The sequence below is a fragment of the Janthinobacterium sp. SUN033 genome (assembly GCF_030397595.1).
Classification (GTDB): Bacteria; Pseudomonadota; Gammaproteobacteria; order Burkholderiales; family Burkholderiaceae_D; genus Janthinobacterium; species Janthinobacterium kumbetense.
In genome coordinates this window covers 555,632-580,729 of record NZ_JAPQNV010000001.1, presented here as the reverse complement: position 1 = coordinate 580,729, position 25,098 = coordinate 555,632, and the positions used below count along the sequence as shown (strand labels likewise).

19 protein-coding genes are annotated in these 25,098 nt (G+C 65.4%); 10 read left to right on the top strand and 9 right to left on the bottom strand.

The window, feature by feature from the left end; translation table 11 throughout:
- Positions 1-11: 11 nt before the first annotated feature.
- Positions 12-668, bottom strand: coding sequence for a helix-turn-helix domain-containing protein (locus OX460_RS02740; RefSeq protein ID WP_052140174.1), 657 nt, complete (start codon positions 666-668; stop codon positions 12-14).
- Between the two features lie 375 nt (positions 669-1,043).
- Between OX460_RS02740 and OX460_RS02735 the strand changes: the two genes are divergently transcribed.
- Together OX460_RS02735 and OX460_RS02730 are read left to right on the top strand one after the other, a co-directional pair.
- Positions 1,044-1,958, top strand: coding sequence for a triacylglycerol lipase (locus tag OX460_RS02735; RefSeq protein WP_289897557.1), 915 nt, complete (start codon positions 1,044-1,046; stop codon positions 1,956-1,958).
- A gap of 10 nt (positions 1,959-1,968) precedes the next feature.
- Entirely contained in the window at positions 1,969-2,886 is a 918-nt protein-coding gene (locus OX460_RS02730; RefSeq protein ID WP_289897556.1) for a lipase secretion chaperone, read from the top strand.
- Between the two features lie 3 nt (positions 2,887-2,889).
- Here the strand turns inward: OX460_RS02730 and OX460_RS02725 are convergent, their stop codons facing one another.
- The 4 genes from OX460_RS02725 to OX460_RS02710 all read right to left on the bottom strand — a co-directional run bounded on the left by OX460_RS02725 (position 2,890) and on the right by OX460_RS02710 (position 10,354).
- Entirely contained in the window at positions 2,890-5,667 is a 2,778-nt protein-coding gene (locus OX460_RS02725) for a winged helix-turn-helix domain-containing protein (RefSeq protein WP_289897555.1), read from the bottom strand.
- A gap of 51 nt (positions 5,668-5,718) precedes the next feature.
- The gene (locus OX460_RS02720; RefSeq protein WP_289897554.1) at positions 5,719-6,636 is read right to left on the bottom strand and encodes an EAL domain-containing protein; all 918 of its coding nucleotides are present in this window, start codon (positions 6,634-6,636) and stop codon (positions 5,719-5,721) included.
- Positions 6,636-8,234 (bottom strand): methyl-accepting chemotaxis protein, encoded by a 1,599-nt coding sequence (locus OX460_RS02715; RefSeq protein WP_289897553.1) that lies wholly within the window; start codon positions 8,232-8,234, stop codon positions 6,636-6,638. Before OX460_RS02715 ends, OX460_RS02720 begins: the two co-directional genes overlap by 1 nt.
- Before the next feature lie 344 nt (positions 8,235-8,578).
- The gene (locus OX460_RS02710) at positions 8,579-10,354 is read right to left on the bottom strand and encodes a methyl-accepting chemotaxis protein (RefSeq protein WP_289897552.1); all 1,776 of its coding nucleotides are present in this window, start codon (positions 10,352-10,354) and stop codon (positions 8,579-8,581) included.
- A 339-nt stretch (positions 10,355-10,693) separates the two neighbouring features.
- Between OX460_RS02710 and OX460_RS02705 the strand changes: the two genes are divergently transcribed.
- The 7 genes from OX460_RS02705 to OX460_RS02675 all read left to right on the top strand — a co-directional run bounded on the left by OX460_RS02705 (position 10,694) and on the right by OX460_RS02675 (position 19,043).
- Positions 10,694-11,629, top strand: a complete 936-nt coding sequence (locus OX460_RS02705) for a 5'-nucleotidase (RefSeq protein WP_077405756.1) — start codon at positions 10,694-10,696, stop codon at positions 11,627-11,629.
- Positions 11,630-11,847: 218 nt separating this feature from the next.
- Positions 11,848-15,291 (top strand): transcription-repair coupling factor, encoded by a 3,444-nt coding sequence (gene mfd / locus OX460_RS02700; RefSeq protein WP_099667548.1) that lies wholly within the window; start codon positions 11,848-11,850, stop codon positions 15,289-15,291.
- Between the two features lie 55 nt (positions 15,292-15,346).
- Complete coding sequence (serB, locus tag OX460_RS02695; RefSeq protein ID WP_289898407.1) at positions 15,347-16,189, top strand: phosphoserine phosphatase SerB; 843 nt, start codon at positions 15,347-15,349, stop codon at positions 16,187-16,189.
- Positions 16,190-16,287: 98 nt separating this feature from the next.
- Complete coding sequence (locus OX460_RS02690; protein ID WP_289897551.1) at positions 16,288-17,016, top strand: nucleotidyltransferase domain-containing protein; 729 nt, start codon at positions 16,288-16,290, stop codon at positions 17,014-17,016.
- Positions 17,013-17,936: a TIGR04222 domain-containing membrane protein gene (locus OX460_RS02685; protein ID WP_289897550.1), complete on the top strand. Its 924-nt coding sequence runs from the start codon at positions 17,013-17,015 to the stop codon at positions 17,934-17,936. Before OX460_RS02690 ends, OX460_RS02685 begins: the two co-directional genes overlap by 4 nt.
- The gene (locus OX460_RS02680) at positions 17,926-18,780 is read left to right on the top strand and encodes a DUF692 family multinuclear iron-containing protein (RefSeq protein WP_289897549.1); all 855 of its coding nucleotides are present in this window, start codon (positions 17,926-17,928) and stop codon (positions 18,778-18,780) included. Before OX460_RS02685 ends, OX460_RS02680 begins: the two co-directional genes overlap by 11 nt.
- Complete coding sequence (locus OX460_RS02675; protein ID WP_289897548.1) at positions 18,777-19,043, top strand: hypothetical protein; 267 nt, start codon at positions 18,777-18,779, stop codon at positions 19,041-19,043. Before OX460_RS02680 ends, OX460_RS02675 begins: the two co-directional genes overlap by 4 nt.
- Before the next feature lie 7 nt (positions 19,044-19,050).
- Here OX460_RS02675 and OX460_RS02670 read toward each other — a convergent pair whose 3' ends face one another.
- Positions 19,051-20,952, bottom strand: coding sequence for a serine hydrolase domain-containing protein (locus OX460_RS02670; RefSeq protein ID WP_289897547.1), 1,902 nt, complete (start codon positions 20,950-20,952; stop codon positions 19,051-19,053).
- Between the two features lie 86 nt (positions 20,953-21,038).
- Here OX460_RS02670 and OX460_RS02665 point away from each other — a divergent pair, with 86 nt between their 5' ends.
- Positions 21,039-21,401: a hypothetical protein gene (locus OX460_RS02665; RefSeq protein WP_289897546.1), complete on the top strand. Its 363-nt coding sequence runs from the start codon at positions 21,039-21,041 to the stop codon at positions 21,399-21,401.
- A gap of 39 nt (positions 21,402-21,440) precedes the next feature.
- On the opposite strand, the gene OX460_RS02660 is transcribed toward OX460_RS02665, so the two are convergent.
- The 3 genes from OX460_RS02660 to phaR form a co-directional block, all read right to left on the bottom strand.
- Positions 21,441-22,607, bottom strand: coding sequence for a cystathionine beta-lyase (locus OX460_RS02660; protein WP_289897545.1), 1,167 nt, complete (start codon positions 22,605-22,607; stop codon positions 21,441-21,443).
- Positions 22,608-22,816: 209 nt separating this feature from the next.
- Entirely contained in the window at positions 22,817-24,172 is a 1,356-nt protein-coding gene (gene rimO, locus OX460_RS02655) for a 30S ribosomal protein S12 methylthiotransferase RimO (protein WP_176389289.1), read from the bottom strand.
- 193 nt (positions 24,173-24,365) lie between these two features.
- Positions 24,366-24,929, bottom strand: coding sequence for a polyhydroxyalkanoate synthesis repressor PhaR (gene phaR, locus OX460_RS02650; protein WP_010399000.1), 564 nt, complete (start codon positions 24,927-24,929; stop codon positions 24,366-24,368).
- Between the last annotated feature and the right edge of the window lie 169 nt (positions 24,930-25,098).

Sequence of the window (25,098 nt, the reverse complement as noted above, 5' to 3'; positions counted from 1 at the left end):
CGGCGGCGTTCTTACGGCGCCTTGACCATGCTCAGGTAGCCGCGCACCGTACTGACGACGCTATCGGCGAAATCGTCGACATTGACCTTCGCTGCGCGGTACTTCCAGCGTTTCACGTACCAGTCCTGAAACAGGGCCAGGCAGTGTGCGGCCAGCAAGGTGGGATCGCCCTGCGGCTTCGGTTCGATTTCCCCGATGGTGGCGGCGATCAGGGTCTGTACATACAGTTCCGAATTCTTCGCCATGCTGCGCTGCTCCACCTGCAGCACGCGCGAATCCATGAAGACGAAATAAAACCACGGCTGCAGCACTTCGGACAGGTAGATCGACGAACGTATCATCGCTTCCAGGCGGTCCAGCGGCGACTTCACGTCGGCAAACAGCAAGGGCAAGGCTTGCGTGGCGTGGCGCACCACGTCCTCGATCATTTCGGCCAGTTGATCCTTGCTGGTGATGTAGCCATACAGGCCGCCCATCGACAAGCCGGTCTCGCGGCATAAATCACGCAAGCTCATGGCGCGGAAACCCACGTCATTCGCCAGGCGGAAGGTGGCGACGAAGATGCGTTCAAGATTTTCCAGCGCCGGCTTACGGCGCTTGACGCCGATGCGCTCCGCGTGGCGGTCAAGAATATATTCCCAGATGTTTTCGCCATTTAAAGGCGTCATCTGCTGAAACTGTTCAAAATTAAAATGGGTCGACAAGTGCATTCCCAAGTAACGGTGTAGGAGCGATATCCATGCCATGCCGGGACGCGGCATTGCAAGATGGCGGGACGGCTGATGCCGCGCCGATTATAGCTCAGGAAAACAACTATTTGACTTTTCAACTATGCAATGGGCATATAAGCAACGTCAAATTCCCACAGTTATTGCGCTGCATCATGCAATTCAAATGCAATTTAAATCCAGCGGTGCTACATTCAAAAAACCGAGCGCTCGCTATTTTTAATACATCGAGAATGTACAGGAGCGCGCGGTTCATCGCTACAGCATCGACATTTCCACTCATTTCCACTATTAATAATACATAACGGAGACAAAATGAAGACTCGCTTTTGGCAACTGCTATCCACCCTTCTGCTTTCCCTCGCCATCCTGCCCGGCAGCGCCAGCGCCGCCGGCTACACGCAGACGAAGTACCCGATCGTGCTGGTGCACGGCCTGTTCGGCTTCGACAAGCTCGGTCCCGTCGAATATTTTTACGGCGTCCCCGCCGCCCTGCGCAGCGGCGGCGCGCAAGTGTATGTGACCACCGTGTCGGCCGCCAACAGCACGGAAGTGCGCGGCGAGCAGCTGCTGTCGCAGGTGCGGCAAATCCTCGCCGCCACCGGCGCGGCCAAGGTCAATTTGATCGGCCATAGCCACGGCGGCCCCACGGCCCGCTATGTCGCCTCCGTGCGCCCCGACCTGGTGGCGTCCGTCACCAGCGTGGCCGGCGTCAACAAGGGTTCCAAGGTGGCCGATATCCTCAGCGGCGCCATACCCAACACCAGCGGCGCGCTGGGCAACGCGCTCGCCTCCCTGATCGGCATTTTGTCGGGCAACAAGGGTTTGCCGCAAAACGCGGGCGCCTCGCTGGCCTCGCTGTCCACGGCCGGTTCGCTGGCCTTCAACAGCCGCCACCCGCAAGGCGTGCCCACCTCCGCCTGCGGCGAAGGCGCCTACCAGGTACAAGGCGTGCACTACTTTTCATGGAGCGGCGCGCAACCGTACACGAATGTGCTCGACGTGGGCGACCCGCTGCTGGCCGCCATCAGCCTGGCCTTCGGCGGCATCAAGAACGATGGCCTGGTCAGCAGCTGCTCCAGCCACCTGGGCAAGGTGATCCGCGACGACTACGCCATGAACCATCTCGATGAAGTCAACCAGTTCGTCGGCATCGTCAACCTGTTCGAGACGAACCCCGTCACGGTCTTCCGCCAGCAAGCCAACCGCCTGCAAGGCCTGGGACTGTAAGGAGCCTACGATGCGCACGAACGCGAAATGGATCATCGGCGGCAGCCTGGCGGCCCTGGCCCTGTACCTGGTGCTGCGCCCCGGGGAGCCGCCCGCCCCGCCGCCGGAAAAGACGGAACCGGACCTGTTCGCGTTCGTGCGCTCGATGGAAGGCACGCGGCCCGACGGCAACGTGACGGTGGCCGCCGGCGACAAGCTGGTGGTCGACGCGGAACTGGGCCACCTGTTCGACTACTACCTGGCGGGCCTCGGCGAAAAGCCGCTGGCCGCCATCCGCAGCCAGATCGAGGCGGAGCTGGACAAGCGCCTGGCGCCCGTGCCCGCGCGCGAAGCGAAGCGCCTGCTGGGCGCGTATCTGGCCTACAAGCAGGCGCTGGCCGGCGCGGAACAGGCCTTGCCGGCGCAAGCTGATCCCGCCGTGGCGGCGCGCGCGCGCCTGCAAGCCATGCGCGCCCTGCGCGGCGATTACTTTACGCCCGAGGAAAGCGCCGGCCTGTTCGGCGCCAGCGATGCGTATGACGACGACGCCGTGGCGCGCATGGATATCCTCGGCAACACGACGCTCGATGAAGCCCAGCGCCAGGCGCAGCTGACGGCGCTGGACCAGAAGATGTCGCCCGCCCAGCGCGCCGCACGCGATGCGCCGCTGCAGGTGGCCAGGCTGGATGAATCGGTCAAGGCCCTGCGGGCACAGGGCGGCGGCGAGAATGAAGTCTACCGCCTGCGCGCCAGCACCTTCACGCCGGCGGCGGCGGCCCGTCTGGCGGAACTGGACCGCGAGGAATCGCAGTGGCAGCAACGCATCATCGCCTACCAGGCGCAAAAAAACAGCCTGCCCGGCGGCGCGCAGGATGCGGCAGCCCTGCAGCAGTTGCGCGACGCCAGTTTCACGCCGGAGGAGCAGCGCCGGCTGGGCGCCTACGAATAGCGCTCAGCCCAGCTGCGCCAGCAACGCTGCCGCCGCCATCACGTCCGTCGTGTCGCGCCCCTGGCTATAGAGCGCATGCACAGGGGCCAGCACGGCATGCGCGGCGGCGCCGCGGCCTTGCGCCAGCAGCACGGCCGCCAGGCTGGTGGCGCAGCGCAGTTCCCAGCCCGGCGCCTGCTGGCCCCTGGCCAGCTGCAGCGCTTCTTCCAGCTGCACCCGCACCGCGTCCAGGCCGGCCGCATCGTCGTGCGCCAGCGCCCGCCAGCGGTGGTGCGCGTCGCGGCGCAGCACTTCCGGCGCGCTCCACGGCGCCAGGCCCGTGCGTGCGCGCCGCAGCGCCTGGCTATCGGCGGCCGCGTCGTGCAGGGTGGCCATCAAATCGACCTGTATCGGCCAGCTGCGCACCGAAGGCCAGGGAAATGGCGTCATCGCCTCGCCCCCGTCGAGCAGGCGCTGGTAGGCGGCGCCCCAGGCGCTCCAGTACAGCAAGCCATAGCGGGCCGCGTGCTCGCACAGCAGGCAAGTCCACGCCTGCGCCAGTTCCCGCCACCCGCACCACAGGGCGACGGGAATGGCATGGATGGCCAGCGCCACGCACAGCGTGACGCCATTGTGCTCGAAGCCCACCGTCACCGCCTCGCGCGCCAGCGCCAGGGCGTCGTCGGGGCGGCCCTGCATCCACAGGCAGCGCGCCAGCGTGCCGCGCAGGCACACCTGGTGATCGGCCAGCAAGGCATTGTTGAAGCCCAGCTGCGCCGCACCCTCGGGATGCGCGAGCACCATGCGCGCCAGCGCCGCCGACTGCGCGTAGCGTCCCTGCACATACTCGCCCACGGAACGCATGCGCGCCAGCACCAGGTGCATCGCCGTGTCGTCGCGCGTTGCGCACAGGACGGCAAGCTCTATGACGTAACTGTCGGCGCGCTGGAAATCGGCCAGCTTCAGGCAGCAGATCCACATGCCGCAAATCGCTTCGGCCCGGCGGCTGCCATCGTCCGTGCGCATGGCCAGCGCATAGCCGCGCTGGAAGGAACGCAGCATGGTGCCGGTGATGCCCTGCGTATGCAGCAGCAGGTGCGCCTGCGAGGCATGCAGCTGCATTTCGCTGTCGGGGTCGTCCACCGCATGCGTGGCCATGCGCTCGAGCGCCCGCTCGACGCGCACGCGGTATTCATCCATCAGCGACAGCTGATAGAACAGGGTTTGCGCGGCCAGGGTCAGCGCCACGCCCAGCGCCACGTCGCCCTCCTCGCCGAAGGCCCAGTCGATGGCGGCCCGCAGGTCGTCGACATGGCGGCCGTAGCGCGCGCTCCATTGGGCCGGCGGCATGCTGCCCCAGTCGGCGGCGATGCGTGCGGCCAGTCCCAGGCAATGGCGCGCATGGCGCAGCAGCACGGCGCCCGCGCCACCGCCCGCCGACAGCTGCGCGCCAGCATAGGCGCGCGTGGTGTCGAGCAGCCGGTAATACACGTGCTGGCGGCAAAACTCGATGCTGACGAGGGACTTGGCCGCCAGGTCGGCCAGCGTGTCGAACACGTCGCATCCCGCCACGGCGCTGGCCGACTCCAGGCGGAAGCGGCTCCTGAACACGCTCAGCGCCTGCAGCGCCTGGCGCTCGCGCGCGTCGAGCAGGCCGTAGCTCCAGTCCAGCGTGGCGCGCAAGGTCTGGTGGCGCAAGGGCATGTTGCGCGCGCCGCGCGTGAGCAGGCGAAAGCGGTCGTCGAGCTGACGGCGCAGTTCGTGCAGGCCGAAATGGCCGATGCGCCCGGCCGCCAGCTCCAGCGCCAGCGGGATGCCGTCGAGGCGCCGGCAGATGTCCACCACCACGGGCACGTCGGCGTCGGCCAGCACGAAGGCATCGTCGACGGCCGCGCAGCGTTCGCAAAACAGCTGCACCGCGGAGAAATGCCGGGCCGCCGCCGCATCGGGCACGGCATCGGCAGGCGGCAATTCCAGCGCGGGCAGGCGCTGCAGCTGTTCGCTGGTGAGGCGCAGCGGCTCGCGGCTGGTGGCCAGCACGTGCAGCAGCGGCGCGCCCTTGAGCAAGGCGTCGGCCAGCGTGGCGGCCGCGCCGATCACGTGTTCGCAGTTATCGAGCACAAGCAGCATGTGGCGCGGGCGCAGGTAGGCCAGCAGGACCGGCATGGCGTCGCCGGCCGGCACCGCCACCCCCAGCGCCGTGGCCAGCGCCAGCGGCACCAGGCGGCCCTCGTCCAGCGGCGACAGGTCGACGAAACACACGCCGTCGGCATAGCGGCGCAGCACGCGCGTGGCCAGGCCGACGGCCAGGGTGGTCTTGCCGATGCCGCCCGGACCGGCAATGCACAGCAGGCGCAATTGCAGCAGCTGGTTGGCCATCGTTTGCAGCACCTCGGCGCGGCCCAGCATGCGCGTCAGCATGACGGGCAGGTTATGCCGCGGCTCGGCGCCCGCCGCACCGGACGCCGGTCGGCCCGTGTGCGCCAGCGGCGCCAGGAAGCCGTAGCCGCGCCCGGGAATGGTGGTGATGTAGCGCTGGCCGTCGCGGCCGTCGCCGAGCGCCTTGCGCAACGCCGCCAGGTGGACGCGCAAGGTCGCGTCGTCGACCACGGCATTGGGCCAGACGATGGCCACCAGTTCATGCTTGTCGACGATGTCGCCGGCGCGCTCCAGCAGTGCCAGCAGCAAGTCCATGGCCCTGCTGCCCAGGCGCAGCGCGCGGTCGCCCTCGAACAGCAGGCGTTCTAGCGGCAAAAGGCGAAACGGGCCGAAGACATAGGCCGGGACGGGACTGTTTATCATTCTTGCGTGGGGGTGTAGGTGTTAAAGCACGCGGCTTGCAGTGGCCATATTCTACTGAGCATCCGCGCCATGCCGCATGGCGCCATCTTGCGGCACCGTTACAAGGCCGGCGGACAGCAGCGCGGCCACCTCGGCCGCGGGCGCCGGGCGGTGCAGATAGAAGCCCTGTACCTGCGGGCAGCCCAGCCGCCGCAACTGCGCCAGCTGTGCACCGTTTTCCACGCCCTCGGCCAGCGCCAGCAAGCCCAGGCCGCGCGCCAGCGCAAGGGTCGAGGCGACGATCACGGCGTCGCTACCGCAGCGATCCACATCGCGGATGAAGGAACGGTCGATCTTGATGGTGTGAATCGGCAGCATCCGGACATGGCTCAAGCCCGAATAACCGGTGCCGTAATCGTCGAGCGAAAGGGCCAGCCCCAGCGCGCGCAGGCGGCGCAAGCCCTGCGCCGCCTGCGCCATGTCGTCAATGCGGCAGCTTTCCGTCACTTCCAGCTCCAGCAGGCGGGCAGGAATCGCGTGGCGCCGCAGGCAATCCAGCACGAAGTCGGGCAACTGCGGCTGGCACAGCTGGCGCGCCGAGACATTCACCGCGACCGGCACCAGAGGCAGGCCCGCCGCGCGCCACTGCGCCAGCTGGCGGCAAACCGCATCGATGCCCCAGTTGCCCAGCGCGGCGATGGCCTGCGTCTGCTCGGCCAGGCCGATGAATTCGTTCGGGTAGACCAGGCCGTGGCGCGGATGGTCCCAGCGCAGCAACGCTTCCAGGCCGACCAGGCGCAGTTGCGCCGTGTCAAACTTGCCCTGGTAGTGAAAGCGGAATTCGCCGGCGCCGATGGCGCCGTCCAGGCGCGCCAGCAACTCCCGGCTGCGCGCCGACGCCCTCGGCTTGCCGCCCTGCCCCTCCCGCGCCTGGCGCCGCGCCCGCCACAGCACGACGCAGCCGCGCCAGAACCTTGCCAGGCGCGCCACTAGGCCAGCAGGCGCGGCACGGCCGGCGCGCTCCGGCGCGGCAAGGTGTGCGCCGGCCCCTGCTGCAGGCGGAACACGCTGACCACCTGCAGCAGCTTCGCCGCCTCGCCTTCCAGCGATTGCGACGCGGCCGCCGCCTCTTCCACCAGGGCGGCGTTCTGCTGCGTCACTTCATCCATCTGCACGACGGCCTGGCTGACCTGGCCGATGCCCGTGCTTTGCTCGGCGCTGGCGGCCGTGATGTCGGCCACCATCTGGCTCACGCGTCCCACGGCCGCCACCACGTCCCGCATCGTGGCGCCGGCCTGCGCGACGAGGGCCGCGCCCGCATCCACCTGCTGCGTGGAATTGGCGATCAGGGCGCGGATATCGCGCGCCGCCGCCGCGCTGCGTTGCGCCAGGTTGCGCACTTCCGTCGCCACGACGGCAAAGCCGCGCCCCTGCTCGCCCGCGCGCGCCGCTTCCACGGCCGCGTTCAGGGCCAGGATATTCGTCTGGAATGCCAGCATGTCGATCACGCCGATGATGTCGGCGATCTGCGCCGACGACGCACTGATGGCGTCCATCGTATGGATCACCTGTCCCACGGCTTGCCCGCCGGCGCCGGCGATGTTCGCCGCCTCGACGGCCAGCACGCTGGCATGGCGGGCATTGTCCGCGTTCTGCTGCACCGTCGAACTGAGTTCCTCCATGGCCGACGCCGTCTGTTCGAGCGAGCTGGCCTGCTCCTCCGTGCGCGACGACAAGTCGATATTGCCGGCCGCGATCTGCGACGACGCCGTGGCGATGGTATCGGTGCCGCTGCGCACCCGCTGCACGATGTCGAGCAGATTGCCATTCATGATGCACAGCGCATCGAGCAGCTTGCCCGTTTCATCGCCCGCGTGGCGGCCGAAGGTCGACGTCAGGTCGCCGGCGGCCACGGTCTGCGCCACCGTCAAGGCATGGCGCAGCGGGTTGACGATGCTGCGCGTGACCAGCCAGGCGGTGACGAGCGAAAACAGCACGGCCAGCGCGCTCAACGCCAGCATCATGTTGCGCGCCGTCGCGTATTCGTGGCTGACCTCGGCGCCCGCCTCCTCCATCAGGTCATGCTGGAGCGCGATCAGGCTTTCCAGCGCCGCCATGTAGCGCAGCTGGTCGCCGCGCACCGTGCCGAGCAGCAAACTGCTCGCTTCCTCGCGCGCCCCCTGTTCCAGCAGGGCCAGCACTTTGTCGCGCCCGCCGTTGAAGGTGGCGCGCGCCTGCGCCACGGCCGCCATCTGCTGGCGGCCCTGCGGCGACAGCACCACCTTGTCCAGCTGCGCCAGGCCCTTTTCCGTTTCGCCGCCCGCCCTGGCGATGGTGGCCCGCTCCTGCGCCAGCTGCTGCGGCTCCGTCATCAGCAGCAGGTTGCGCGAGGAGCGCGCGATGATGTTGACATTCTTGATGATGTCGTTGGCCAGCACGGTTTTCGGATATTTGTCGTCGATCACGTCGCGCATGCGCAGTTCCAGGCTGGACAGGCGCAGCATGCCCAGCATGGCGGTCGCCAGCAGCAGCAAGGTCAACAACGCAAAGGAGCAGCGCAGGCGCGTGCCGATTTTCATATTTGCCATCTTCATTCGCATCCTTCAGTGTGGTGCATCGGTCATTGCGCCGGGCTCGCATGCAAGGCTGACGGCAATGGCTGCCGCCTGCCACGAATGGCTGGACGCAGCAGGCGGAGGGGTCAGCCGGGATGTGGCCGAGGCGGGAACAAGGGTGGTACGGCAGGCAGTGTGAGTTATCTCACAAGCAATGTCGCGTTAAGTTTTGAAAAGATTTGCTTAGATGGCAAAACAGCTATTTTTATAACGCTGTTTTTTTAGTAAGTAGTAACCGCAGTGCGAACCTGTGCGCGCATGTAGAAACGGCCGCGCAAGGCGGCCGTCCGTTAGCGCATGCAGGCGCCGTCAAGCCATCAGAACACTTCCCACTCGTCGTCGCGCGGCGCGCTCTGGCGCTGGGACGGCACGGCGTGCAAGGCCGGACGGCCCGCGGCGGGACGGGAAGCCGGACGCGATGCGGGACGCTTCAGCGCCGCGCTGGCCACCGCGGCGCGCGGCGCGGCTGGCTTTGCGTTCGCGTTTGCGCGCGCGGCAGGCGCCTGGACGCCATCGAGCTTGAAGACGCTGACCACCTCGGCCAGCTGGCCCGATTGCTCCTGCAGCGATTCGGCCGCGGCGGCCGCCTCTTCCACCAGGGCCGCGTTTTGCTGCGTCACCTGGTCCATCTGGCCGATGGCCTGGTTGATCTGGTCGATGCCCGAGCTTTGCTCCTGCGTCGCCAGGCTGATTTCCGCCATGATGTCCGTCACGCGCTGCACGCTGGAGACGATTTCGGCCATCGTGCTGCCCGCCTCGGCCACCAGCTTGCTGCCCGCGTCGACGGCCACCACGGAGTCGCCGATCAGGGTCTTGATTTCTTTCGCCGCGCCAGCCGATCGTTGGGCCAGATTACGCACTTCCGTCGCCACCACGGCGAAACCGCGCCCCTGCTCGCCCGCGCGTGCCGCCTCCACGGCCGCGTTCAGCGCCAGGATATTCGTCTGGAAGGCGATGCCGTCGATGACGGAAATGATGTCGACGATCTTGCGCGACGAATCGTTGATGGCGTCCATGGTCTCGACCACCTTGCCCACCACGGCGCCGCCCTTCACGGCCACGCCCGAGGCGCTCAGCGCCAGCTGGTTGGCTTGCTGGGCATTGTCGGCGTTCTGCCGCACGGTGGAAGTCAGCTCTTCCATCGACGACGCCGTCTCTTCCAGCGAGCTGGCTTGCTCTTCCGTGCGCGAGGACAGGTCCAGGTTGCCGCTGGCAATCTGCGACGACGCCGTGGCGATGGTCTCCGTGCCGCTGCGCACCTGGCCGACGATGCTGACCAGGCTGGAATTCATGTCCTTCAGCGCCTGCAGCAGCTGGCCCGTTTCTTCCGTCGTGTGCACCTCGATCTGGCTCGTCAGGTCGCCCGAGGCCACCGTCTGCGCCACTTTCACGGCCGAATTGATCGGCTGCGTGATGGCGCGCGTGATGTAGGCGGCGCAGCCAATGCCCAGTGCGGAGGCCAGCAAGCCGAGGATGACCATCAGGCTTTCCGAGCGGATCACGGCCGCGCTGCCGTCCTTGACGCTGGCATCGGCCACGCCGTTATTGAGCTTGATGATGTCGTTGAGCGTGCCTTCGGCCTTGCCGAACAGCGCGCGCGAATCCTGGTACTGCTTGTAAAAGCCCACGAACAGCTCTTTCTGGCGCGCTTCGTCGCGGTTGTCGGCCAGCTGGCGCAGGATGGCGCGCACCTTGTCGTCGTCCGCCTTCCAGGCCGTCCACTCGCCCTGGAAGCGCTGCCACAGCACGGCTTCCTCGGGCGTTTGCGGCAGCGGTTCGTACAGCTTGCGGCCCGCCTCGATATTGTTCCAGGCGCGCGTGCGCAGCTGCAGCGCTTCCGCAAACTTGTCCTGTGCCTGATAATTGTTTTCATAGATGGCGGCCGTCAGGGTGGCGGCGGCGACGGCCGTCTGGCCTTCGCTGATCATCATCAAACCCTGGATCGACGGCAGGCGCACGACGCCGATTTCATTGACGGCGCGGCCGACGGTGGCGATGCCCGTGTAACCGCTGATGCCCACCACCAGCAAGGCCGCCATCATCACGGCGACGAGCGTCGCCAACTTCCATTTGATCAGTAAATTCTTAAACATGGCTAGGCCCTTTATATAATCACGATTTTTGCTGGCGAGGTTGAGGCTGGCATGTTCGAGTAAAACAGCTGACACTTGTATAAAGGTGGCGGGGATGGGGCGTACGCTTCGTTACAATTGGCGAGATTTGATAATAGGAGCATAGTGGAAAACGGGGACGCTGACTGCTACATACTTGATACAAATCAATATTTATTTCCTGACTGTGGCGCGCCTTGCACAGTGGCATCGAAAAGCCATCCGATGCCCTGCTTTGGTGCAAAAAATCCCCGCGCACCGCTATTGGCTACGCAGTTAATAGTCGTATAAGATGGCCAACACGCACACCACAGGTACAGCATGGCTTATCCTATCGAACACAAACTGGTGATCGGGGTCGCTTCCAGCGCCCTGTTCGACCTGGCCGAATCGCACCAGATCTACCTCGACAACGGCCCCGAGGAATACCGCAAGTACCAGGAGACGCACATCGACACGGTTCTGCCGCGCGGCGTGGCCTTCCCCTTCATCCGCCGCTTCCTGAACATCAACAAGCATTACCCGCGCCAGTCGCCCGTGGAAGTGGTGCTGTTTTCGCGCAATTCGCCGGAAACGGGCTTGCGCGTCATGCACAGCATCGCTCACTACGGCCTGGACATTTCGCGCGCCGCCTTCATGACGGGCAAGTCGCCGTATCCCTACCTGCCCGCCTTCAACGCGTCGCTGTTCCTCAGCGCGAATGAAGGCGACGTGCGCAGCGCCCTGGCCTGCGACTATCCGGCCGGCCTGGTGCTGCCGTCGCGCACGGAAGACGACGAAAACGACGAAGAACTGCGCGTGGCCTTCGATTTCGACGGCGTGATCGCCGACGACGAAGCGGAAACCGTCTTCAAGCGCAACAATGACGTCGATGAATTCCACGCCCATGAAACGCTGAACGTGGGTACGCCGCACCGCCCAGGCCCGCTGGCCGGCCTGTTCCAGAAGCTGGCCACCATGCAGCGCCTGGAAGAAAGGGCCCAGCGGCGCGACCCCGGCTATAAAAAGATCCTGCGCATCGCCATCATCACGGCGCGCAACGCGCCCTCGCACGAGCGCGTCGTGACGACCCTGAAAAGCTGGGGTGTGGCAGCCGACGAGACATTTTTCCTCGGCGGCATGGACAAATCGCGCGTGCTGGCCGTGTTCAAGCCGCATATCTTCTTCGACGATCAATTGAGCCACCTCAAATCGGCGGGCGGCACCATCCCGATGGTGCATGTCCCGTTCGGCATCGCGAATGTCCGCGCAGGATAAAACCTGCTGCGCGTCGTGCTTTGCGGCCTGCGATGCTCACCGTACTAAAGTACGGTTGCGCTTCTTAGCCACAAATCACTGCCGCTCGCGACGGTTTTCTCAAGCGCGGAGATATAAGTGATGGTCTATAATCTCGCCTGTCAGCGCCGTCACTGGCGGCGCTGCGCGCACCACAGCTGTCCCACTCAACTGCCTCTGCCACTAGTGTCATCGCCTGCATGTCCTTAGACTTAACAAAAGCCCTCCCCAAGCCCGGCAACCGCTACGCGCTGCCCGCCCTGTATGGTTCATCCGACGCCTATGCCCTGGCGCTCGCCGCGCTGGAGTTAAAAGCGCGGGGCCAGATGCTGGCCGTAGTGGTGGCGCAGGCCAGCGACGGCCAGCGCCTGCTCGATGAAATCCCGTGGTTTGGCGGCAAGGAACTGCGCTGCCACCTGCTGCCGGACTGGGAAACCCTGCCCTACGACGCCTTTTCGCCGCACCAGGACCTGGTCTCCGAGCGCCTGGCCACCCTGCACGAAATCCAGACGCGCCAGTGCGACGTGCTGATCGTGCCGGCCACCACGGCGCTGGTGCGCCTGGCGCCGCCGTCCTTCCTGGCCGCCTACACCTTCTTCTTCAAGAAGGGTGAAAAGCTCGACGAAGCGCGATTGAAGTCGCAGCTGACCCTGGCCGGCTACAGCCATGTGTCGCAAGTGATGTCGCCCGGCGAATACTCGGTGCGCGGCGGCCTGCTCGACCTGTTCCCCATGGGTTCCGCCCTGCCCTACCGCCTCGACCTGTTCGGCGACACCATCGAGACCATCCGCACGTTTGACGCCGACACCCAGCGCTCGCTGTACCCCGTGCACGAAGTGCGGCTGCTGCCGGGGCGCGAATTTCCCATGGACGAAGCGGCGCGCACCACCTTCCGCAACCGCTGGCGCGAACAGTTCGAGGGCGACCCATCGCGCTCGGTCGTCTACAAGGACATCAGCAGCGGCATCGCCTCGGCCGGCATCGAATACTATCTGCCCCTGTTCTTCGAACAGACGGCCACCCTGTTCGATTACCTGCCGCCCGACGCCTCGCTGGCCCTGGTGGGCGAAATCGACTCTGCCATCGGCCGCTTCTGGACCGATACGCAGTCGCGCTACCGCTTCTTAAAAGCCGACCGCGAACGGCCGATCCTGCCGCCGGAATCGCTGTTCCTGTCCGACGAGCAGTTCTTCGGCCTGGCCAAGCCGTATCCGCGCCTGGCGATCGCCAAATCGAACGATGCGCTGGCGTCCGAACTGTCGGCCCCCGTGCCGAACATCGCCGTCAACCGCCGCGCCGACGACCCGCTGGCCAACCTGCGCAGCTATTTGCTGCAAGCGGGCCGCCGCGTGATGATCTGCGCCGAATCGAACGGCCGCCGCGAAACCCTGCAGCAGTACTTTACCGAATACGACCTGCACCTGACGCCCGTGGAAGGCAGCGACGGCTTTTTGCAGTCCGACGCCAAGCTGATGCTGGGCGTGGCGCCGCTGCACGCGGGTTTCGAACTGTTCACGCCGGAAGGTCATTTATCCTTCATCACGGAGACGGAACTGTATGCCGGTTCCGGCCGCCGCGTCGGCACCAAGAAGCAGGAAGGCGTGACGCAGGTCGAATCGATGGTGCGCGACCTGTCGGAGCTGAAGATCGGCGACCCCGTCGTGCACATCAACCACGGCATCGGGCGCTACATGGGCCTGACCAGCATGGACCTGGGCGAAGGCGAGACGGAATTTCTGCATCTCGAATATGCGAAGGACACCAAGCTGTACGTGCCCGTATCGCAGCTGCACGTCATTTCCCGCTATTCGGGCGCCTCGCCGGAAGACGCGCCCTTGCACTCGCTCGGTTCGGGCCAGTGGGAAAAAGCGAAGAAACGCGCGGCCGAACAGGTGCGCGACACGGCCGCCGAGCTGCTCAACCTGTACGCCCGGCGCGCGCTGCGCCAGGGCCACTCGTTCGAATTCTCGTCGCACGACTACCAGCGCTTCGCCGACAGCTTCGGCTTCGACGAAACGCCGGACCAGGCCGAAGCCATCCACAACGTCATCAAGGACATGACTTCCGGCAAACCGATGGACCGCCTCGTGTGCGGCGACGTCGGCTTCGGCAAGACGGAAGTGGCGCTGCGCGCCGCCTTCATCGCCGTGATGGGCGGCAAGCAGGTGGCCATCCTGGCGCCCACCACCCTGCTGGCCGAGCAGCATGCGCAAACCTTCGCCGACCGCTTCGCCGACTGGCCCGTGCGCATCGCGGAATTGTCGCGCTTCCGCAGCGGCAAGGAGATCACGCAGGCGTTCAAGGGCATGGCCGACGGCACCATCGACATCGTCATCGGCACGCACAAGCTGCTGTCCGACGACGTGAAGTTTACCCGTTTGGGCCTGGTCATCATTGACGAAGAACACAGGTTCGGCGTGCGCCAGAAGGAAGCCTTGAAAGCCCTGCGCGCGGAAGTGGACGTGCTGACCCTGACGGCCACGCCGATCCCGCGCACCTTGGGCATGGCGCTGGAAGGCTTGCGCGACTTTTCCATCATCGCCACGGCGCCGCAAAAGCGCCTGGCCATCAAGACGTTCGTGCGCAGCGAAGGCGAAGCCATCATCCGCGAAGCGTGTTTGCGCGAACTCAAACGGGGCGGCCAGATCTACTTCCTGCACAACGAGGTGGAAACCATCCAGAACCGCCTGGCCATGCTGACGGAATTGCTGCCCGAGGCGCGCATCGCCGTTGCGCACGGCCAGATGCACGAGCGCGACCTGGAAAAAGTCATGCGCGACTTCGTCGCCCAGCGTTTCAACATCCTGCTGTGCACGACGATCATCGAGACGGGCATCGACGTGCCGACGGCGAACACCATCATCATGCACCGCGCCGACAAGTTCGGCCTGGCGCAGCTGCACCAGCTGCGCGGCCGCGTGGGCCGTTCGCACCACCAGGCCTACGCCTACCTGCTGGTGCACGACGTGCAGGGTCTCACCAAGCTGGCGCAGCGCCGCCTGGACGCCATCCAGCAGATGGAAGAACTGGGCAGCGGCTTTTACCTGGCCATGCACGACCTGGAAATCCGCGGCGCCGGCGAAGTGCTGGGCGAAAGCCAGTCCGGCGAGATGACGGAAATCGGCTTCCAGCTGTATTCGGACATGCTCAATGAAGCCGTGCGCTCGCTGAAAGCGGGCAAGGAGCCGGACCTGGCCGCGCCGCTGGCGTCGACGACGGAGATCAACCTGCACGTGCCGGCCCTGCTGCCGGCCGATTTCTGCGGCGACGTGCACGAGCGCCTGTCGATCTACAAGCGCCTGGCCAACTGCGCCACGCAGGAGAAGATCGACGATATCCAGGAAGAGCTGATCGACCGCTTCGGCAAGCTGCCCGACGCCGTCAAGGCCCTGGTCGAAACGCACCGCCTGCGCATCGCCGCGAAAACCGTGGGCATCGTCAAGATCGACGTGCATGGCGAGGCGGCCACCCTGCAATTCATGGCCAAGCCGCCCATCGACCCGATGCGCATCATCGACTTAATCCAGAAAAACCGCCATATCAAGCTGCATGGCCAGGACAAGCTGAAAATCACGGCCGCCATGCCGGACCTGGCCGCGCGCGTGACGCAGATCAAGACCACCATCAAGCAATTGACGGTTTAGACTATTCCTATCATTTATGCAGGGCTGACCCATGACCAATACCAAGACCATCACCATGAATCTGATCCTGCAGGGCCTGGACGGCGACAGCGCCCGCCTCGAGCGCATCGCCGCGCTGGCCGCGCCCACGTCCATCACGCGCCTGGGTCCGAACGCCGTGCGCTGCGAGCAGATCGCCTATTCACCCGCGCTGCGCCCCACCATCGAAGTGGCGGCCCAGGCGGCGCAGCTGGACGCCACCTACATGATGGGCCAGCGCGAGCTCGGCGAATTCAAGCTCGTGGCGATGGACATGGATTCGACCCTGATCACCATCGAGTGCATCGATGAAATCGCCGACATGCAGGGCTTGAAACCGCAGGTGGCGGCCATCACGGAAGCGGCCATGCGGGGCGAACTCGATTTCAGCTCCAGCCTGAAACAGCGCGTGGCACTGCTCGAAGGCCTCGATGCCTCGGCCCTGCAGCGCGTCTACGATGAACGCTTAAAACTGTCGCCGGGCGCGGAAACCATGCTGGCGGCCGTGCAGAAGGCGGGCCTGAAAACCCTGCTGGTGTCGGGCGGCTTCACCTTCTTCACCGAACGCCTGAAGGAGCGTCTGGGCCTCGATTACACGCATGCGAACGAACTGGAAATCGTCGACGGCAAGCTGACGGGCAAGGTGTTAGGCGGCATCGTCGACGCCGAGGAAAAGCAGCGCACGGTGGAACGCGTGTGCGCGGAGCTGGGCATTTCCCCGTCCGAGGCCATCGTCATGGGCGACGGCGCCAACGACTTGAAAATGATGGGCATCGCCGGCCTGTCCGTGGCCTTCCGCGCCAAGCCCGTGGTGCGCTCGCAGGCGGACGTGGCGCTGAACTTCGTGGGTCTCGATGGCTTGCTCAACGTATTGACCTGAGTCGGCGCCATCTGGCGGACGGTGCGCGCACGATGGCATAAGTTTGCTATATTGCAAACTTATGCGCATCCTGCCAACCCATCGTGAAAGAACACCGCATGCCGCCACCGCTGCCAGAAGAGATACAACGCCACCTGGATGTGTTTGTCGCCGCCGCGCAAAACACCTTTGGTGACGACCTTGCCGCCGCCGTGCTGTTTGGCTCGGCCGCCGATGGCCAGGTGCGCGCCACCTCCGACGTCAACCTGCTGTTGCTGCTCAAGCGCTTTGCGCCGCAGGCGGCCGATGCGCTGCGCGGGCCCTTGCGCCTGGCGCACGCCGCCATCGATTTGCAGGTGATGTTCCTGCTCGAGGGCGAATTGACGCAGGCCGCCGACGCCTTCGCCGTGAAGTTCGCCGACATCATCGCGCGACACCAGGTGCTGCACGGCGCCGACCCTTTCGCCAGCCTGCGCACGAACCGCGACGCCGTGCTGCGGCGCTTGCGGCAAGTGCTGCTGAACCAGCAGGTGCGCATGCGCGAACGGTATCTGCTGGTGAGCCTGAATGAAGAACAGCTGGCCGGCGCCATCGCCGACGCAGCCGGCCCCCTGCGCTCGTCCGCGGCGTCGCTGGCGCAGCTGGAGGGCAAGTCCGGGCTGTCCGGCAAGCAGGCGCTCGAAGCATTTGTCGACCAGCTGGGCGAGCCAGCCCTGCACGCGGCCCTGCAAGCCATGTCGGCGGCGCGCGAAACGGCGCGCCTGGCGCCGGGGCAGGCCTTGCCCGCCTTTGCGGGCTTGATGACGATTACCGGACACTTGCGCGAACACGCGGAGCAGATGCGGTGAACGGCGCCAATCCGTTCGACTGGAGCGGGCCCTGGTTCCTGCTCGCCTACCTGGTCTTTGGCACGCTCGTGTACTACCTGGCGCGCGAGCTGCTGATACGCATGGAATTGCGCAATCCGCACGCCCAGCTGTCGCTGGCCGATGACCCGTACCGCATCGCCTTCCTGCGCGGCGGCGCCCTCGAAGCCGTGAAAGTCGCCGCCGTCGTGCTGGTCGACCGCGGCTTGCTGCGCGCCGACGGCCCGCTGCTGGAAACGGCCAGCGCCGACAGCCTGCGCTTCGCCAGCCATGACATCGAACGCGACGTGCTGCAGCTGTACCTGGGCCGTCAGGGCCACAGCAAGGAACTGGCCGTGCAAGCCGAGATGCTGCCCTCGTGCCGCGCCTACCTGGAAACCTTGACGCAGCAGCAATTGCTGGTCGGCCCGCCGCTGCTGCGCCGGCGCGAACGCATCACCTGGACGGCGCACTGGCTGCTGCTGACGGTGGCCGCCGTCAAGGCCGTCATCGCCATCAGCCGCCAGCACTACAACCTGCTGTTCCTGGCGCTGCTGCTGGCGATCTTCCTGCTCATGCTGCGCGGCTTGCGCACCCAGGCGACCAGCTGGAGCGCGCAGCGGCTGCTGACCGACCTGCGCATGCTGTTTGGCCGGCTGAACATGCGTTCATCGCGCCTGCAGGCGGGCAGCAGCAGCGCCGACATGGCCCTGCTGGCGGCCATCTTCGGCCTCGGCGCCCTGCCGCCGTCGGTGTACGCGTATGTCACCCAGCTGTACCCGGTACCGCGGCAAAACGGCGGCGGCGACTCCTCGTCCGGCAGCTCGGGCGACTCCGGCGGCGGCTCGTCGGGCGGCGGCGACGGTTCTTCCTGCGGCAGCGGCTGCGGCGGTTGCGGCGGTGGCGGCGGCTGTGGCAGCTAGCCAGGGGAGCGCGCGCGACCGCGTCGGCCTGGGCTGGCGCGGCGAACTGGCGACCGGCATCCTGTCCAACCTGGCGCACATCGACGTGCTGGAAGTGATCGCCGACGATTATTACCACGCCGCGCGCTCCGGCATCGCCGCCTTGCGCAGCCTGGCGCGCCAGGTGCCCGTCAGCCTGCACGGCGTGGGCATGGGCTTGGCGTCGACGATTCCCGCCGACCCGCGCCGCCTGCATGCGATGGCGCGCCTGATGAAGGAGGTGCAAGCGGAATCGTGGTCCGAGCACCTGAGTTTCGTGCGCGCCGGCGGCGTGGAAATCGGCCACCTGGCGGCGCCGCCGCGCACGCCGCACAGCGCCGCCGGCGCCATCGCCAATATCGCGCTGGCCACGCGCATCGTCGGCAGCGCGCCGCTGATGGAAAACATCGCCACCCTGGTCCAGCCGCCCGCCAGCACGCTGGACGAAGCCGGGTGGCTGACGCACATCCTTGACGGCGCGCAAGTGCCGCTGCTGCTGGACCTGCATAATCTGTATGCGAACGCCGTCAATTTCGGGCATGACCCGGAGCAACTGCTGCTGCGCCTGCCCCTGGCCCGGGTCGGCGCCGTGCACCTGAGCGGCGGCCACTGGATCGACGCGCCCGGCGGCGGCCAGCGCCTGTTGGACGACCATCTGCACGACGTGCCGCCCGCCGTCTTCGCCCTGTTGACCGTGCTGGCGCGCCAGGCGCCGCAACCGTTGACGGTGATCGTCGAACGCGACGGCAATTACCCGTCGTTCGGGCACGTGCTGGACCAGCTGGAGCTGGCGCGCACGGCCTTGCGCGCGGGGCGAAACGCATGAGTTCCCCCGCACTGGAAACCTATCTGGCAAGGCTGTACACGGACGACGCCCTGCGTGCCGCCTTCCTGCTGGAACCCCGTGCGCAAGCGTTGCGGCATGGATTGTCGCCGCAGGAGGCGGACGCGATGGCGGCGATGGACCGCATCGGCCTGCACATGGCGGCCGCCAGCTATCGCGCCAAGCGGGCCGGCCGCGCCGGCCATGGCAGCCAGCCCAGGCCAGCGCAACGCTGGTGGCACCGGCTGCTGCACGCCTGGCGCTGAGCGCCGGCTACAGGTGCCACAGGCGCAGCGGCAGCAATCCCCACCAGGCCAGCACCAGCAGCAGTTGCAAGGCCGCCAGCAAGGCCACCCAATCCCATTTTGCCCACGAACCCGCCTCGGCCGCCGTGCCGCGGCTGCGCCAGCAGCGCGCCAGACCGAACGCCGTCGCCAGCGGCAGCGCGCCCGTCGCCAGCGCCAGCAGCACGCTGGCGATGGTGACGTCGCCCAGGCGCAGGTAGGACTGGAAATAGAAAAACGGCAGCGGCAGGAGCAGCGCCAGCAGCGACAGCAAGGGCGCGAACAGGTGATCGCCCCGCCCCAGGCTGCGCAGCGCGGCGCGCCAGACGCCCACCACCAGCACATACAGCAAGCCCGCCGCTCCCAGGGCCAGGCTGCCCCACAGCACCAGCATGCGCAGCATCGACGCGCGCTCATAGCTGCGCAAGCCGTCGCTGAGCACATGCTTGCCATCCTCCTGCATCAGCACATGCGACGGCGTGCTGCGGTCGCTGGCGCGGAACAGCAAGCCGCCCACCGGTTCCAGCTCCTTCGGCTCGCCCTGGAACGGGATCAGGAACAGCGATTCGCCATCCCATTTCAGGCGCGTAAAGCCGAAGACGGCATCGACCCAGGCCATGCTGGCCATGGGGCTGGGCGACGGCAGGTAGACGCCCTGCCAGTTTTCCACCGTGGGCGCGGGCGTGCCGCGCGGGGCCGGCGCGCGCAGCGGCAGTTCCAGGTTCCGCAGCAGCAGGCGGTTGAAGCGTTCATAGTCGGCCTGCTCCGCATCCGTGTTGAAGGCCACGAAGAAGGCGCTGTCCTGCTCCGGATACAGGCACAGCATGGCGCGGAAACCCACGGCCGTGCCCGGATGGCAGGCGCCCACCACATTGTGGCGGTCGCGCACGGCCAGCGCCAGGCCGTGGCCCGTGGCCAGGCCCGCCTGCGCCGCATCCGTGCCGGCCGGCTCGGACAAGGCACCCATCAGCGCCAGGTCGATGAAGCGCTTGCCCTGCAGCTTGCCGTCGCCCATCAGGAATTGCGCCAGCTTGCCCATGTCGGCCGCCGTGGTGGTAAATTGCGCGGCCGGACGCAAATACTGGGGCACGGCCGGCTGCGCCACGCCATGCTCGAAGTAGCCCATGGCCAGGCGCGGATCAGCCTGCGCACCCGCCTGCGTACTCATTTGCGTACTCATTTGCGTGCTCACTTGCGTAACGAAGGCGAACGTGCTGTCCGCCATGCCCAGCGGCTGCAGCAGCTGCGCGTCGAGATAGCGCTCGTACGGCTGGCCCGTGATTTTCTCGATCACCATGCCCAGCAAGCCATAGCCCATGTTCGAATATGCATAGCGGCTGCCGGGCCGGGCGCGCACGCGCAGCAGGTTGCGGTCGCCGTCAAAAGCGTCGGCCAGCGGCGTCTGCGGCGCCGGGTTCAGGCTGAACGCCTGCCAGAAGCGCACGTTGTCGAGGCCGGACGTATGCGCCAGCAGGTGGCGGATGCGCACGGGGTCGCTGGCTTGCCACGGGTTTTTCAGCGCCAGTTCCGGCAGCACCTGCTGCAGGGGCGTATCGAGCGTGAGCCGGTCTTCGCTGACCAGGCGCAAGACGCCCAGCGCCAGCGCCACCTTGCCCACGGAACCCACCTGCATGCGCGTATCCGCCTGCATGGGCATGCGCCTGGCGGTATCGCGCAGGCCGGACGCGCCGACTTTGACTGTTCCGTCAGGCAAGACTTCACTCCAGACGGCGCCCGCCAGGCCCTCGTCCTTCAAGCCGGCGGCAAACTCCGCCTCCAGCGGGGCGCCGGCGGCATGGGCAGCCGTGACGCACAGCAGCAAGGCCGGCAAAGCCTGGCGCAGCCATGACCTGGCGCGCGCGGCCAGGGTGGGATAGCGATTTCGTTTCAACAATGTATTCTGCCTTTTTCCATGGACTGCGCTCCTGCGCCGCTTTGCTTGTTACAATTAAAAATTGAGCAACGACGGGAGCCTTCATGTCACAAGATATTATTTTGGATACCCAACTCCAGCAGACCAAGAACCTGGCCTGGTGGTTGTACCTGATACATGGCGCCAGCTTCGTGTTTTCGCTGGGCGCGTTTTCCTTCATTCCGCTCATCATCAATTATGTGAAGCGGGACGAGGCGGCCGGGACCTTCGTGTACAGCCATCACAGCTGGATGATCCGTTCCTTCTGGTGGTACGTGGCCTGGATCGTCGTCGGCGCCATCCTGTGGATCACGCTGATCGGCATCCCGCTGGCCTTCCTCGTGTGGGGCGTGGCCTGGCTGTGGAAAGCCTACCGCCTGCTGCGCGGCTTCCTCGACTTGAACAACAACAAGCCCGTGCCCCTGTAAATTACTTGTGGGCAAGCTATCGTGCTTGCCCGCTTGCCGCTACATCGCCGCGAACGCCCGTTCGATATCGGCGATCAGATCCTGCGGATCTTCCAGTCCCACGTTCAGGCGCACCAGCTGGCCCGGCAACTGCCAGCCCTTGCGCATGGCGGCGATGCGGTACGGCATCACCAGGCTGTTCGCGCCGCCCCAGCTGTAGCCAATCTTGAACAACTGCAAGGCATCGACGAAGCGGTCCGTCTGCGCCTCCGTGTAGCGGGCATCGAACAGCACGGAAAACAGGCCGCCCGCACCTGTGAAATCGCGCTGCCAGATGGCGTGGCCCGGGCAATCGTCGAAGGCCGGATGCAGCACCGTGGCGATCTCGCTGCGCCCCTTGAGCCAGGCGGCCACCGTGCGCGCGCCCTGGTCGTGGGCGTCGAAGCGCAGCTTCATCGTGGGCAAGCCGCGCAGCACCAGGTAGGCGTCGTCCGCCCCCACGCCCATGCCCAGACGCATGTGCGCCTGCGCCAGACGGTCGTGCAGCGCCCGCTCGCGCGTGAGCAGCGCGCCCATCAGCACGTCCGAGCCGCCCGACTGGTATTTCGTCAGCGCCTGCATGATGATGTCCACGCCCAGGTCAAAGCCGCGCAGGGCCAGGCCCGCCGACCAGGTGTTGTCCAGGGCGACGAGCACCCCGCGCGCATGGGCGGCCGCGCAAATGGCGGGCAAGTCCGGCACTTCCATCGTCACGGAGCCTGGCGCTTCCGTCCAGATCAGCTTGGTATTGTGCTGGATCAAGCCCGCGATGCCGGCGCCGATGAGCGGATCGTAATAGCGGGCCGTGATGCCGAAATCCTGCGCCAGCCAGCGTCCCAGTTCGCGGTTCGGGTTGTAGATGTTTTCCGGCAATAAAACGTCATCGCCCGTTTTGAGCAGGGCAAAGTCCGCCATGGCGATGGCCGCCAGGCCCGACGGCGCCAGCAGGCAGTATTTGCCCCCTTCGATCTCGGCCAGGCGCGCTTCCAGGGTGAAGGTGGTGGGCGTGCCGTGCAAGCCGTAGGTGTAGGCGTTCTTTTCTTTCCAGTCGCCCGAGCGCATGGCCGCCACATCCTTGAACAGCACGGTCGATGCGTGATGGATGGCGTTGGGAAACGCCGCAAAGCCTTGCGGCGCCTGGTAATCGCTGTGGATCAGCGCCGTCTGGGGGGTTTTGGGTGTGGTCATGGCGTCGTCGGCAAATAAAAAGGCGGGCCAGCAATTACTGGTCCGCCTTGATTGTAAGGGCTTTACGCCCTGTACGCCGTACGTATGACAGAGTGTTACACCTTGTCAAATATCATCTTCACCGCGTAAAAACGTTCAGGCCAAGGCGCGCTGCCGCAGGCAGTACCTTGCTGTACGGCAAGGCAGCGCAACGCCGGCATGGACGTTTTTTACTCGGCAGCACCCCAGAGGTCGTGCGCGTCGGCCGAGGTGATGGTCACATCGACGAATTGGCCGACGGCCAGCTTGCGGTGCGGTTCGAATGGCGGCTTCACATACACGACGCCGTCGATTTCCGGCGCGTCGGCGGACGAGCGGCCCACGCCGCCGGAGCGGGTGACTTCATCGATCAGCACGCGCACGGTCTTGCCGACCTTGGCTTGCAGGCGTTTCTTGGAAATTTCTTCCTGCAGCAGCATGACGCGGCCGCGGCGCTCTTCGCGCAGCTCTTCCGGCACGGGATTGGCGATTTCGTTGGCGGTCGCGCCTTCGACAGGCGAATACGCGAAGCAACCGAGGCGGTCGATCTGTGCTTCCTTGAGGAAGTCCAGCAAGTACTCGAATTCCGCTTCCGTTTCGCCAGGGAAACCGGCGATGAAGGTCGAGCGGATGGTCAGGTCCGGGTTGATGGCGCGCCAGGCCTGGATGCGGTCCAGGTTTTTCTCGCCGCTGGCCGGACGCTTCATGCGTTTCAGCACGTCAGGGTGCGCATGCTGCATCGGAATGTCCAGGTATGGCAGGATGTGGCCGCCGCTCATCATCGGGATGATCTGGTCCACGTGCGGGTATGGATACACGTAGTGCAAGCGCACCCAGGCGCCGTAGGACTTGGCCAGCTCGCCCAGCGCTTCCGTCAGTTGCGTCATGTGGGTCTTCACGGGACGGCCATTCCAGAAGCCGGAGCGGAATTTCACGTCCACGCCATACGCCGAGGTATCTTGCGAAATGACCAGCAATTCCTTGACGCCGGCCTTGAACAGGTTTTCCGCTTCGATCATCAGTTCGCCGATCGGGCGCGAGACGAGGTCGCCGCGCATGGACGGGATGATGCAGAAGCTGCAGCGGTGGTTGCAGCCTTCGGAAATTTTCAGGTAGGCGTAATGCTTCGGCGTCAGCTTGACGCCTTGCGGCGGCACCAGGTCGAGGAAAGGCGCATGCGGTTTCGGCAGGTGGAAGTGGACGGAATCCATCACTTCGGCCAGCGCGTGCGGGCCCGTGACGGACAGCACTTTCGGGTGCACCTTCATGATGATGTCGTCGCCGGCAGCATCTTTCTTGGCGCCCAGGCAGCCGGTCACGATCACTTTGCCGTTTTCAGCCAGCGCTTCGCCGATGGCGTCGAGCGACTCTTGCACGGCAGCATCGATAAAACCGCAGGTATTGACGATCACCAGATCGGCGCCAGCGTAGGATTTCGCCGTTTCGTAGCCTTCGGCGCGCAGTTGGGTCAGGATTTGTTCGGAGTCGACCAGCGCTTTCGGGCAGCCGAGCGAGACAAAGCCCACTTTCGGCGCCGCACCTGGCATGGCCAGCATGGCCTCGGGCTGGGCGGAAGGAACGGGAATACGGTGAATTTCAGACATAGTTGGCAGCTAGTAAAATGGTGAGGCGAATCGGCTATTGTACCCCGAGCCGCCCCTTGCTGGCAGAACTATGCTGTTTTGATGACGCCAATACAACTCCCAGGCGATCGAATCGCCCGGGAGTGTGTCGGATCGATTACTTTTTGTCGGTTGGAGGTACCGGCGGCACGAACGGGAAGGTGCCGAACAGATTCTTGCTCTGGCTCTGCATCTGTTCCTGCATCTGCACGAACAGACTCTTGCTCTGGTCGATGTAGTTGTTCATCATGCCTTGCATCATCGGGCCCTGGACATTCATGAACTGGGTCCACATTTCAGGGCTGAAGGGCTTGCCTTCGAAGCTGCCGGCCGACGTGCCCGTGAATTTGTGCTGGATATCGGTGAACGCTTGCACGTTCTTTTCCAGGTAGGATCCCATCATGCCCTGCATGGCGTGGCCATAGTAGCGGATGATCTGCGACAACACGCTGCTCGAGAACATGGGCGCACCGTTCGCTTCCTCTTCCAAAATGATTTGCAGCAAGATGCTGCGCGTCAAATCTTCATTGGACTTGGCATCGACGACGGTAAACACCTCATTGTCCAACACCAGCTGCTTGACGTCCGTCAAGGTGATGTAGGAACTGGTTTGCGTGTCATACAGACGGCGGTTGGGATATTTTTTAATCAGGCGGTCTATACTTTTTTTTGCACTACTCATCACAAGTTCCACTTATTGCGCCGCAGCGCATACTGAGTTAATCCGAAAAAAAAGCGAACGTGGGTCCGCTTTCGCACCTGCCTACGTTTTCCATTATAGAGTGGAAAACGGCTCCATTGCACATCAGGGTAGTAGATTCCCGCATTTATTGCAACGCAACTAAAAGTAG